The 12,969-nt window shown below is 55.4% G+C and carries 8 protein-coding genes, 4 tRNA genes and 2 rRNA genes; all 14 read left to right on the forward strand.

Features of this window, described 5'->3' with window-relative positions; genetic code table 11:
- Positions 1–295: 295 nt before the first annotated feature.
- Positions 296–3,189: ribosomal RNA gene (locus tag ACJO3M_RS00895) — 23S ribosomal RNA — on the forward strand.
- Positions 3,190–3,285: 96 nt separating this feature from the next.
- Positions 3,286–3,400 (forward strand): 5S ribosomal RNA (gene rrf / locus ACJO3M_RS00900).
- A 239-nt stretch (positions 3,401–3,639) separates the two neighbouring features.
- Positions 3,640–4,812 carry a DUF6160 family protein gene (locus tag ACJO3M_RS00905; RefSeq protein ID WP_406998869.1) on the forward strand — a complete coding sequence of 391 codons (1,173 nt, stop codon included), beginning with the start codon at positions 3,640–3,642 and terminating at the stop codon, positions 4,810–4,812.
- Positions 4,812–5,903, forward strand: a complete 1,092-nt coding sequence (locus ACJO3M_RS00910; RefSeq protein WP_406998871.1) for a hypothetical protein — start codon at positions 4,812–4,814, stop codon at positions 5,901–5,903. The genes ACJO3M_RS00905 and ACJO3M_RS00910 overlap by 1 nt, the downstream gene beginning before the upstream one ends.
- The gene (locus ACJO3M_RS00915; protein WP_406998872.1) at positions 5,900–6,457 is read left to right on the forward strand and encodes a DUF6160 family protein; all 558 of its coding nucleotides are present in this window, start codon (positions 5,900–5,902) and stop codon (positions 6,455–6,457) included. Before ACJO3M_RS00910 ends, ACJO3M_RS00915 begins: the two co-directional genes overlap by 4 nt.
- Positions 6,458–6,466: 9 nt before the next feature.
- A complete protein-coding gene (locus ACJO3M_RS00920) occupies positions 6,467–8,866 on the forward strand; it encodes a DUF6160 family protein (protein ID WP_406998874.1) in 2,400 nt (799 codons plus the stop codon).
- Between the two features lie 104 nt (positions 8,867–8,970).
- Entirely contained in the window at positions 8,971–9,939 is a 969-nt protein-coding gene (locus tag ACJO3M_RS00925) for a biotin--[acetyl-CoA-carboxylase] ligase (protein WP_406998876.1), read from the forward strand.
- A complete protein-coding gene (locus tag ACJO3M_RS00930) occupies positions 9,936–10,670 on the forward strand; it encodes a type III pantothenate kinase (RefSeq protein ID WP_406998878.1) in 735 nt (244 codons plus the stop codon). The genes ACJO3M_RS00925 and ACJO3M_RS00930 overlap by 4 nt, the downstream gene beginning before the upstream one ends.
- Positions 10,667–11,326, forward strand: coding sequence for a hypothetical protein (locus tag ACJO3M_RS00935; protein ID WP_406998880.1), 660 nt, complete (start codon positions 10,667–10,669; stop codon positions 11,324–11,326). Before ACJO3M_RS00930 ends, ACJO3M_RS00935 begins: the two co-directional genes overlap by 4 nt.
- A gap of 31 nt (positions 11,327–11,357) precedes the next feature.
- Positions 11,358–11,433: transfer RNA gene (locus tag ACJO3M_RS00940), tRNA-Thr, on the forward strand.
- Between the two features lie 39 nt (positions 11,434–11,472).
- Positions 11,473–11,556, forward strand: a tRNA-Tyr gene (locus ACJO3M_RS00945).
- Positions 11,557–11,566: 10 nt separating this feature from the next.
- A tRNA-Gly gene (locus tag ACJO3M_RS00950) sits at positions 11,567–11,641 on the forward strand.
- Positions 11,642–11,655: 14 nt separating this feature from the next.
- Positions 11,656–11,731 (forward strand) — tRNA-Thr (locus ACJO3M_RS00955).
- Between the two features lie 51 nt (positions 11,732–11,782).
- Positions 11,783–12,969, forward strand: a 1,187-nt coding sequence (tuf, locus tag ACJO3M_RS00960) for an elongation factor Tu (protein ID WP_406998882.1), incomplete at its 3' end; no start/stop codon positions are given.

Below are 12,969 nucleotides of genomic sequence, written 5' to 3' on the forward strand. Positions count from 1 at the left end.
GTTAGCAGTGTGCAGAAACAAGTGTTTCGGTTTGATGACAGATCAAGCGAAGCCCTTCTTTCTGATCACTGGGTCAGATTTGCTCTTTAACAAATTGGACGAGATAGAACACGAATATTGTTTCTCATTATCTCCGAGGAACAATGTTCAATGTGATAGCGATTTCAAGCGTTATCCGGTGTTGTCGTTGAAGTGGTTGTTATATCGCTTCAAGAGACTGTCTCGAAACAAGATTCTTTGTCAGGCTTGCCTGGTGAAGGGTGTTGGGTCGTGATCAGTTGTCTTGGGGTTATATAGTCAAGCAACTAAGCGCATACGGTGGATGCCTTGGCAGTCAGAGGCGATGAAAGACGTGGAAGCCTGCGATAAGGTTCGGGGAGCTGGCAAACGAGCTGTGATCCGGACATCTCTGAATGGGGAAACCCACCGACTTTCGGGTCGGTACCGTGCGGTGAATACATAGCCGTACGGGGCGAACTCGGGGAACTGAAACATCTAAGTACCCGAAGGAAAAGAAATCAACCGAGATTCCCTCAGTAGCGGCGAGCGAACGGGGACCAGCCCTTAAGCTGGACAACTGGTAGGAGAAGGCCCTGGAAAGAGCCGCCATAGTGGGTGATAGCCCCGTATCCGAAACCTGAGTCCAGTGAAATCGAGTAGGACGGGACACGAGACATCCTGTCTGAACATGGGGGGACCATCCTCCAAGGCTAAATACTCCTGACTGACCGATAGTGAACCAGTACCGTGAGGGAAAGGCGAAAAGAACCCCTGTGAGGGGAGTGAAATAGATCCTGAAACCGTATGCGTACAAGCAGTCGGAGCGGACTTGTTCCGTGACGGCGTACCTTTTGTATAATGGGTCAGCGACTTATGTTCAGTGGCGAGGTTAACCGTCTAGGGGAGCCGTAGGGAAACCGAGTCTGAATAGGGCGATTTAGTCGCTGGGCATAGACCCGAAACCGGGCGATCTATCCATGAGCAGGTTGAAGGTTGAGTAACATCAACTGGAGGACCGAACCCACTGTCGTTGAAAAGCCAGGGGATGACTTGTGGATCGGAGTGAAAGGCTAATCAAGCCCGGAGATAGCTGGTTCTCCCCGAAAGCTATTTAGGTAGCGCCTCGGACGAATACCACAGGGGGTAGAGCACTGTTTCGGCTAGGGGGTCATCCCGACTTACCAACCCGATGCAAACTCCGAATACCTGTGAGTACTATCCGGGAGACACACGGTGGGTGCTAACGTCCATCGTGAAGAGGGAAACAACCCAGACCGCCAGCTAAGGTCCCCAAGTACCAGTTAAGTGGGAAACGATGTGGGAAGGCTCAGACAGCTAGGAGGTTGGCTTAGAAGCAGCCATCCTTTAAAGAAAGCGTAATAGCTCACTAGTCGAGTCGGCCTGCGCGGAAGATGTAACGGGGCTCAAACTGGTCACCGAAGCTGCGGCTGCATACTTTGTATGCGGGGTAGGGGAGCGTTCTGTAAGCCTGCGAAGGTGTGTTGAGAAGCATGCTGGAGGTATCAGAAGTGCGAATGCTGACATGAGTAACGACAATGGGAGTGAAAAACTCCCACGCCGGAAGACCAAGGGTTCCTGCGCAACGCTAATCGGCGCAGGGTGAGTCGGCCCCTAAGGCGAGACCGAAAGGTGTAGTCGATGGGAAACGGGTTAATATTCCCGTACCTTGGATCACTGCGATGGAGAGACGGAGAAGGCTAGGTGAGCCGGGCGACGGTTGTCCCGGTTTAAGCGAGTAGGGAGAGGACTTAGGCAAATCCGGGTCCTCAATCCTGAGACGCGACGACGACTGCTCATGAGAGCGGGAAGTCATTGATGCCCTGCTTCCAGGAAAATCTTCTAAGCTTCAGGTGATTCGAGACCGTACCCCAAACCGACACAGGTGGTCAGGTAGAGAATACCAAGGCGCTTGAGAGAACTCGGGTAAAGGAACTAGGCAAAATGGTGCCGTAACTTCGGGAGAAGGCACGCCGGTATGTACGTGAAGCCCCTGCGGGTGGAGCGGAAGCCGGTCGAAGATACCAGGCCCCTGCGACTGTTTATTAAAAACACAGCACTGTGCTAACACGAAAGTGGACGTATACGGTGTGACGCCTGCCCGGTGCCGGAAGGTTAATTGATGGGGTTAGCATTCGTGCGAAGCTCTTGATCGAAGCCCCGGTAAACGGCGGCCGTAACTATAACGGTCCTAAGGTAGCGAAATTCCTTGTCGGGTAAGTTCCGACCTGCACGAATGGCGTAACGATGGGGGCGCTGTCTCTACCCGAGACTCAGTGAAATTGAAATCGCCGTGAAGATGCGGTGTATCCGCGGCTAGACGGAAAGACCCCGTGAACCTTTACTATAGCTTCACAGTGAACTTTGAGCATGTTTGTGTAGGATAGCTGGGAGGCTTTGAAGCGAGAACGCCAGTTCTCGTGGAGCCAACCTTGAAATACCAGCCTGATATGTTTGAGGTTCTAACTTGGTCCCCTGATCGGGGATGAGGACACTGTGTGGTGGGTAGTTTGACTGGGGCGGTCTCCTCCCAAAGCGTAACGGAGGAGCACAAAGGTGGGCTAAGCACGGTCGGACATCGTGCGGTTAGTGTAATGGCACAAGCCCGCTTAACTGCGAGACAGACACGTCGAGCAGGTACGAAAGTAGGTCATAGTGATCCGGTGGTTCTGTATGGAAGGGCCATCGCTCAACGGATAAAAGGTACTCCGGGGATAACAGGCTGATACCGCCCAAGAGTTCACATCGACGGCGGTGTTTGGCACCTCGATGTCGGCTCATCACATCCTGGGGCTGAAGCCGGTCCCAAGGGTATGGCTGTTCGCCATTTAAAGTGGTACGCGAGCTGGGTTTAGAACGTCGTGAGACAGTTCGGTCCCTATCTGCCGTGGACGTTGGAGATTTGAGGAAAGCTGCTCCTAGTACGAGAGGACCGGAGTGGACGAACCGCTGGTGTTCGGGTTGTGTCGCCAGACGCATTGCCCGGTAGCTATGTTCGGATAGGATAACCGCTGAAAGCATCTAAGCGGGAAGCCCCTTCCAAGATGAGATCTCCCTGGACCCTTGAGGTCCCTGAAGAGCCGTTCAAGACCAGGACGTTGATAGGTCGGGTGTGTAAGCGCTGCGAGGCGTTGAGCTAACCGATACTAATTGCTCGTGCGGCTTGACTATATAACACCCAAGACAATTGCGGATAACGCAACGAAATCGATATCACAGTCGAAAGACACACGTTCCATCTCGTCCACCCAGTGATCAACCGTTTTGCCTGACGACCATAGCGGTCTGGAACCACCTGATCCCATCCCGAACTCAGAAGTGAAACAGACCTGCGCCGATGGTAGTGTGGCGTTGCCCATGTGAGAGTAGGTCATCGTCAGGCTCCTAATACCAAAAACCCCAGCATCCTTGATGTTGGGGTTTTTTATTGCCCGAAAGAAAACTCACGATCTCTTCATTCTATGACGCCGCGCACAGTGACATTTTGTAGATAAAGGTAAGATTCTGTACACAAACTGGCCAAAAAATAAAAAGAGCCAGCTTCAGAGACACTCATTCAGCATCCGTAGTGCTTCATTGCCGCGCCAAAAAAACAACAGCGGCTTAAAGTGAGATGTGATTATGAGTAAGCAGGCCGGATTTATTCTGCTGCTGGCATTAATGGCCACCAGTATCAATGCAGAGTTGCGCCCGATATCCGACGATCAGCTATCGGAGGTTACCGGTCAGGCATTCGTGTCGATTGATCGCCAATACCATCCTGACGAGACGGACAATACGTCCTATACCAGGGTAAATCTTGGTATGGATGTCGATATCCAGACCAATATTGATGCCCTCGAAATCGGTCGATATGAGCGGGAGGGGGAAAGCGCCGGCTCCTCAGATGTGCTCATCGAGAACTTTTCCCTGGGCTACATCAACAATCAGCCCTATTTTGACCGCAATCCGAAATTCCCCAGGCAATACAAACCTGATGGATCTGCCTACGCCGAGGGAGAGATCGTTCCCTTTAGCCTCAGGAATCCGTTCTTTGAGTTTGCCTTCGATGAATCGACAGATGAGGTTGTCGGGGTGCGGCTTGGATTTGGCGAGGCCATGGGGGTGTTATCCGGTGATATCCAATCCCTGACCGGTAACGTGAATATCGACATTGTCGACCAGGGTGAGGGGCTCGCCGACGCCAACACCAACGGCAACCTTTTCGACTCGATCATCGTGGCACTGGCGCCTTATCTGGTTGGCAGTAATGCGATCACCAGTCGGGCCGAGCTGGTCTATGGCGCGGAGGGTGACCCCAGGCTCGGCGAGTTCGATCCGATCAGGGCGCAATACGCTGGCGTTCCCAACGGCGAAACCTTTGTCGTCGAAGATGTGCCTTTCTTTACTCGCCTGTTAATTCAGGGGGCGGGTGCCTTCAGTAGCTCCCAGATAGAAGTCCACGGGAGTGATGTCCATATTATTGCCCAGGATTGCCAGGTGCTGGGTATCCAGGCCTGTTTTTCGTTAACCGATTTCAAAAGTCTGCCTGTCGGTGAGCTCGGCGAAATAAATGGTGAACGGTCGATTATCGGTCCGGAATCCGGGTTGTTCCTTTCGTTCCAGACTCAGGATCTGGACTGGCTGGATGACGTGTCCAAGACGGACTTCACGCCGGAAGACTTCATTCGTGCGACCAGTGGTGGTTTTTTCAATATCCCCAATGGCTCGGTCGAGTTCAATCTCAATGAAGCGCTGGGCGGCATCGAGCGCCAGCGCGTGGAATACATAGACCGTGGGCAGGGGTTATTCTGATGGTTTCCCCGCTGAGAAAGCAGAACGTAGTGGTAATGCCTCATGGCCTGTTCACGCTCATGGCAGCGGCTTGCCTGCTTTTCTACTCGGACCTTGGCTGGTCAGAACTTGAACGGATGAATGATGCCGAGCTTTCCGAAGTGGATGGCGCAGGTCTGGGGGTGGTTCTGGAAGCTTTCAAGTTCTCTCACGGCACTGACGTTCCCGGCGCAAACGGGGAGCAGGCCCGTATCTTCAAGATTGGCGGCATAACCAGCACGGATGGCCGGGACGTCGATATCACCGTCAACCACCTTTATATTTCCGGCAGCGGCAGCAACTATGGCCAAAATCTGGGTCCGGTTAACCTCGGGCGCCTGATCAACCCCTACCGGATTGATGTGGTTGATGGAAATACCAGTGGCGTAAAAGACAAGGCCGTATTGGAGTTTGCCGCTCCCGCCATGGTGGATTCAGCCCAGGGCTTTGATTGTACCAGCGCCGCCGCTGTAGCGGGATCGGGCCCCTGCTCCAGCCGGCCTGCAACAACCGACTATATTGGTGAGCGCCCTGATGTGGGGCTGCAGATGAATGTGGCAGTGGGGAGCGACCGCTCAGCGAATATCAATATCCATGCGGTGAGTGCCGTGATCGACGGAAGTTACCTGCGCTTGTGGGGAGATAACGACCGTCGCCAGATGGTGGGGCAATTCAGACTCAATTTTTATTCCCCGGAACTCTCCATCCATGCCTGTGACCAGAACGGCGAGTCGTGCGGTTCCCGCGTGCTGCTCACGGACTTCGCCCTTGAGCTGGCTATTGGCAATGAGCTTCAGCCGGTGTTCTTTGATGTGGACGGTACCGGCAACTTTGTCGTGGAAGTGGCTGCGATTCAGCAGCCCGCCCAGGGGGATATCGGTGCCGACGGCCTGCGGGGCAGCAGTGATGCCGCCACATGGGATTTTTACGAGGACTATTACACCAACCCGGACTACCGCAGCAATCTCCGTATTGGCAACTTCAGTGTGAGTGACCGGGATTTTGGCTCGGCGAGGGTGGAAGGGATGTTGATCCAACACCTCGAAATTCGAACCAGGGATCTTGCGCCATGAAGACATCTATTTCCATGCCCGTTCCCCTATTGTTGTGTGTACTTGGGCTTTCGATACCGGGACAGGGTATTGCCGAGCTGAAGCGACTGGATGACGACGCGCTTGGCGATGTGTCGGGGCAGGGGGGCATTTACCTGTCCGGTGACGTCAGTATTAACGAACTAGGTGGCCCCATTGAGAACAGCTACTTTGGCCGCTGTGATGATGAAACCAGAAAATGCGGGGCCCGGCTCGCCTACCGCCTGAAGGAGAATGGCGGCTGGATGGTATTGGACGATATCCGCGGGAATTTTGCTTTCGAGGGGCTGACCCTCGGGGTGCGGTACATCGATTCGGGGTTCGGTGGCGACGGTGAGCTGTTTCGCCGGGACGTACTCGAGTTGGGGTTGCCGAATACCGTCAGGTTCAACGATGTACGGTTCAAGATTGCGGCCAGTAACACTGCACGACCGACGGATCCCGGATTTCAGCAAACGGACATCTTCTCTGTGGGAATGCGGGGGGAGGTGATTATGGAAGGAAATCTTCTGATATTTCCGGCGGGGAACCCATAGGAGAGCGCCATGAACAACCGTACTAGCGTGTTGTCTTGCCTTTGTTTCACGGCTGGCTCGGTGATGATGTTGCCTGGTTCGGTGACAGCGGAAATGCAGCGTCTCGATGACAGTGATCTTTCGGATATCAGAGGTCAGAGCGGCATTACCCTGGAAATGGATCTCGGAGTGACCGCTGACCGCCTTTCCTATATTGATGATGGCAACGGTATCCATCTGGAGGAATTCCGGGTTGGTTCGGCCAGCGATCCGGATGGTCAGGCGCACCACCGGGTGAAGATTGATGTTGGTGATGATGCCTCTCTGAACCTGGATTACCTGATTGAGGATCGCAGAATCGAGTTCGGTGACATCCGCCTCGCCGGTGCTCCCGGGCTGAGTATGGGGGGTGTGTTCTTCGATCACACCCTGGAAGGGCAGTTGCGTATCCGCCCGGGTGGCGCTTACGGAGGTTCCGGATACACATTTGATTCCGCCTACACCATGACGGGTGGTCGCCTGGGTTATCGCACCAATGGTAATGAAATCTTCCTGGATGATCTGACCATGGATGTGGAGGCTCTGGGCATTACCCTCGATGTGGTGGGTGAAACCCTTCAGCTCAAGGCGCCAAGGGTTGTGGGCTCCTACGACATTGGCGCGATTCGTTACAGTGACAACCCGCTCAATCATGGCAGAACCCGGGATTTGACCACGGGAGCTGAACTCCCCAGCTACGGCAGTATCAGCGGTGCGTTTGATATCACGACAGCTACCGGTATAAAGGCTGGGGGGCGATCCGGGGAAGGCCTTGGCATTAACCACGAAACAACCATCAACAGTGCCCGCTTTATCTACCGCGATGATGGTAACGCCCTTGCCCTGCGCGATATTACCGGGCATTACCGTTTGAACGACCTGCGCCTGGATGTCACTGAGGACTGGTACGGGCGTGCCGCGCTGGGTCTGACGCTGGGAGCGATGGATGGCGAACTGAATATTGGCGCCATTGAGGTGGGTGGCAATGGTCGCAGTCTGGGGGCAGTGAATGTCAGCTTTTTGCTGGAAGATTGGGAGTTCGACGGTCGGCGCTATACGAACGCCCTTTACCTGCAGGGTGGCGGCCATCGGGATGCAGGAGAGCAGGGGCTCAGGTTGGCGACGGAGTGGAGTCTGCGATCAGCGGACCTGAGCTACACCGAGGACGGCAACCGTGTGATCTTCAGTGGCCTGCAATCATGGGGGCAGGGGGATGTTACGGTGAATGTGACCCGGGATGAAGTCATTAATGGCACCCGCTTCTACGATGGTCTCAGGATCGGCTTTGAAGACGTCCAGGCGGGGTACCGGATAAACGGTTTGCGGGTCGGCGATGACGATGCGCCGCTACAGGGTGGTACGGAATTGTTGCTGGCGCTGGGCGTCTACCCGGCCTATGAGTTTGAGCTGGACGGCCACATGACCCTTGGTGCCGGTGGTGCGAGCGGGGAGGGGCTGACCATCAACTCGGATATTCGTATCCGGAACGGACGTGCCGCTTTAATTGCATCGCCCTATGACGACGGATCCGGTGAGGTCAGCCAGAAAGGGTTGTGGATCAGCGATCTCAGTTACGACGGCCATGTCAGGGATATGACGGTCGACGTGACCGAGGAAGGATTGGTGATGTTAACCGCAGAAGGCTGGAGCAAGATGGATGTCGGTAATCTCCGGCTGGGGGACAAGGATTCCGGTCAGAGCTTTGGTCGCTTTGTGGTGCAGAAATACGAAACTGGAAGCAGTATGACGATAGTGCCGGGTGGCGCAGGAGAGCTTTGTGCGGGCGGTGTCGGTACGACGGCCTCCACCTGCGCCGCGTCCGGTGGGATGTGGCAGGATCGGGGCGATGAAGGCATTACTGTCAGGATGAAGCAGATTTTTGCCAGGGCCGTGGATGATTCCCGCAAGAATTCCTTTGCCTGGGAAACCAATCGCGAGATCGATGGCAGTGGCCAGGCGGTCAACGGTACAGGAACGCGGCTGGTGCTCAATGATATCCATACCAGCGACGGTGGGGATTTTGATAATGATGGCATCGAAGACAATACCTTTGGGGTCCGTACTGATGTGGCTGTCGATGTCTACCAGACCAGGGTCGTGAAAAAGAACGACGGGCCGGATTCTCTCGGGGTGTCAGGCCAGCGGGGGGATGAAAAGATCATGGATGCCGCAGCTGCTGCCGGTTATCGATACGAGGCCGCACCTTCCGCTGCAGATCTTGAGAACCGCCCGCTGGGCTTTGCTGTTCGGGCGCAGAGTCAGTTCAAGGAATTGTCCATTAACAATGTTGACCTTGTGCATCCGGTTGGTGGCGCGCAAACGGCGGTATATGGGGTCAAGATGCAGAATTTTGATATCAGGGCGAACCTGACGGCTACGCCGATTCCCTAGTCAATCGCCGGGGCTGCCCGGCTTTTTGACGTCCTTCTTTGTTTTTTTGTGCCTGCTGTTGTTTAATCCCGGCTTGATCCTTTCAAACTCTCAGGCTTTATTCGATGAAATCCCGAGCTCTAATCAGTCTATTGGCGGATGGTAAGGTCCACTCCGGGGAATCCCTTGCGTCCAGCCTTGGAATCAGCCGAACGGCAATCTGGAAACAGGTCAGACGGGCTGCCGAGGAAGGTTATGAGATCGAAACGATCCGGGGCAAGGGATACCGTCTGGTGAACCCGGTTGATCTGCTCGACGGTAATGGGATTCTCGAGGGCATCCCGGAAGAGGTTCGTCGCCGTATTCGGCTGGATGTGCTGGATGAGGTGGACTCCACCAACGCAGAGATTATTCGCCAACGCCCCGGACCGGGGTCGTCGGTAATCCCGGTGTGCATCGCCGATTGTCAGACTGCCGGTCGGGGCCGTAGGGGACGGGAATGGCAGAGTCCCCGGGGGCAAAACCTGTATCTCAGTCTCGGCCTGACATTCCACGGTGGATTCGCCATGCTCGATGGCTTGAGCCTGGTGCTGGGTGTGGCTGCGGCGGAGGCGCTGGAAGTATTGGGTGCTGACGGCGTAGGTCTGAAGTGGCCCAACGACATATTCCTGGGTAAAGGAAAAGTGGCCGGCATTCTGGTGGAACTGCAGGGAGAGCTGGAAGAGGGGGTTATTCAGGTTGTGGCCGGAATTGGGCTAAACGTACATATGAGAAAGGCGGAAGGCGTTACCCAGGCGTGGGACAGCCTCTCCGTTGCCAGTCCATCTGTGGATTGGGTGCGAAATGAATTGGCTGCCAATATGGTGAACTCCCTTATCACTGCGGCGGATGAGTTCTCGGCGAGCGGGTTTTCTGCTTTTCGTGAACGTTGGCAGCGTCGCGATATTTTTTCCGGGAAACCCCTGGTGGCCAACCAGGGTGATCTGGGTGGCCTTGGTGCCGGCATTGACGATGCTGGTAACTATTTGCTGGATACCGGGCAAGGCCTGACTCCGGTGCGTGCCGGGGAAATAAGTTTGCGGGTGCAGCCGTGAGATTATTGATTGATGCGGGCAACACCCGCGTGAAGTGGGTATTGCTCGATGGTGACGTCAGAGTACTCGATGGTGTCGGAGAGCTTCAGGATGATCCGTTTTCCGCGTTGTCGACGATAGCCGGGACCATCTCCCGTGTGGTCGTGTCGACCGTGGCATCGGAAAACAAGCGTTGCGACCTGGCGGACGTGTTGGCTCGCTATGTGGCGGTTAGGCCCGTATTTTATTGGTCGGAAACCAGAAGGGCGGGGCTGTCGAACGCCTATGCCGACCCCGGGAAGATGGGGGCGGATCGTTGGCACGGCATGTATGGAGCCTGGACCTTGCTTGGCGACAGTTTTGCGGTCATTGATGCGGGGAGTGCAATCACTGTCGACTATGTCGATGCTGATGGCGATCACCTCGGCGGCTACATTCTCCCGGGCCGCCGGATGATGCTGCGCAGCTTGAGAAACGACGCGGCCAGGATCGGCTTTGACGATCACAAGTCGGATGCGGGGGATCCCGGGAGTTCCACTACCGAGTGTGTTCACCACGGGCTGTTCTGGCTTTGGCAATCCATGGTAGCCCGGGTGCACGAGGATTGTCGTATCCAGGGTATTAAAAACGTTCTGGTTACCGGCGGTGATGCTTCGGGCCTGCTGGCCGCAGGGCTGAATGCCGATGAGATACCGGACCTGGTAATAAAAGGGCTGGCCACGATAGATGCGGAAGAGCAGGCGCGCTCATGAAGTGGCTGGCGATGACGTTGGTGCTGGCAAATGTTGCATTATGGTATCTCAGCAGCGGCGCGGTTCCGCCTTCCCGCGGCACCGAACAGGGCGAGGGCCGGTTGCCTCGAGTGGCAACCTTGAAGGCGCCCCACGAGAATGCCGCGGAGGCAGTGGTTCCCTCGCAGTCCATGCACTGTGCCCGGCTGGGCTGGTTTGAGTCAGAAGCCGACGTCGGGGACGCGGCCGAAGCACTGGGAATGTCTGACGGAAAGTACAGGGTTGAAGAGCTTGAGCGGGAACAGGCCCCGCTGCATTGGGTGCTTATTCCGCCTCAGCCGGCAGATCAGGCTAGAGAGATGTTCCGTGATATTCAGCGCAGGGGGATTGACTCCTATCTTGTCACCGAAGGCGAAAACCGTAATGCCATCTCACTGGGGCTGTTTGAGTCGCGTGAAGCGGCAATTTCGGTGCTGGAAGAAAAAAAACGTCAGAATCTCAACGCAATACTGGCCATCTTCCCCCGAAATCAGATAAGCTACGCCCTCGTTTTTGAAGCGGGCCATTTTCAGGATTCTGAAGCGGTCGAGGTGGCGGAAGCGGATTATCAAAAGGATTTCGATTTAGTCGAAATCAGACGTTGTGAAGGTGTTGCAACGCCAGAAAAAACTCCGTAGTATACCGCCCTCGCTGACGAGGCGAATGTGAGCTGGCGTAGCTCAGTTGGTAGAGCAGCTGACTTGTAATCAGCAGGTCGGGGGTTCGATTCCGTCCGCCAGCTCCACTTTTAGTTTAGGCAGGTTCGCGTTAGCGAATCTGGCTCGGAGGGGTTCCCGAGTGGCCAAAGGGATCAGACTGTAAATCTGACGCGAAAGCTTCGCAGGTTCGAATCCTGCCCCCTCCACCACTTATTGCTCGCGGGCATCGTATAGTGGCTATTACCTCAGCCTTCCAAGCTGATGACGCGGGTTCGATTCCCGCTGCCCGCTCCAGTTTAGTTTGTAATGCTCATGTAGCTCAGTTGGTAGAGCACACCCTTGGTAAGGGTGAGGTCGGCGGTTCAAATCCGCCCATGAGCTCCATTATTAATCCGGTCAACGTTATGATCCAGGTTGATTAGGGAGATTGGTCGAATGTCTAAAGAAAAGTTTGATCGTAGTAAGCCGCACCTGAATGTCGGCACCATTGGTCACGTTGACCATGGTAAGACCACTCTGACAGCAGCACTGACTCGTGTATGTCACGAAGTCTGGGGTACAGGTACTGCCAGTGCATTCGACCAGATCGACAACGCACCGGAAGAGAAGGCGCGTGGTATCACCATCGCGACTTCCCACGTAGAGTACGATTCTCCGACTCGTCACTACGCCCACGTAGACTGCCCGGGCCACGCGGATTATGTGAAGAACATGATCACCGGTGCGGCGCAGATGGACGGCGCGATCCTGGTATGTTCCGCAGCTGACGGCCCCATGCCGCAGACTCGTGAGCACATCCTGCTGTCTCGTCAGGTTGGTGTACCGTACATTGTCGTGTTCCTGAACAAGGCCGACATGGTAGACGACGAAGAGCTGCTCGAGCTGGTTGAGATGGAAGTTCGCGAACTGCTGGAGCAGTACGACTTCCCGGGCGACGACACCCCGATCATTGCCGGTTCCGCGCTGATGGCGCTGGAAGGTAAGGACGACAACGAAATGGGTACTACCGCTGTCAAGAAGCTGGTAGAAGCCCTGGACGACTACATCCCTGAGCCGGAGCGTGCAATCGATCAGCCGTTCCTGATGCCGATTGAGGACGTATTCTCCATCTCCGGTCGTGGTACTGTGGTAACCGGTCGTGTTGAGCGTGGCATCATCAAGGTGGGTGACGAAGTGGAAATCGTTGGTATCAAAGATACCGTGAAGACCACTTGTACCGGTGTTGAGATGTTCCGCAAGCTGCTGGACGAAGGCCGTGCCGGTGAGAACGTTGGTGTTCTGCTGCGTGGTACCAAGCGTGACGACGTTGAGCGTGGTCAGGTTCTGGCGGTTCCGGGCTCCATCACTCCGCACACCAAGTTTGAGTGCGAAGTGTACGTTCTGTCCAAAGAAGAAGGTGGTCGTCATACGCCGTTCTTCAAGGGCTACCGTCCGCAGTTCTACTTCCGCACCACCGACGTAACCGGTTCTTGCGAACTGCCGGAAGGTGTGGAAATGGTAATGCCGGGTGACAACGTGAAGATGAGTGTTACCCTGATTGCTCCGATCGCCATGGAAGATGGTCTGCGCTTCGCGATTCGCGAAGGTGGCCGTACCGTTGGTGCCGGCGTAGTCGCCAAGAT

It is taken from the genome of Marinobacter alkalisoli, assembly GCF_045449795.1.
Taxonomy (GTDB): Bacteria; Pseudomonadota; Gammaproteobacteria; order Pseudomonadales; family Oleiphilaceae; genus Marinobacter.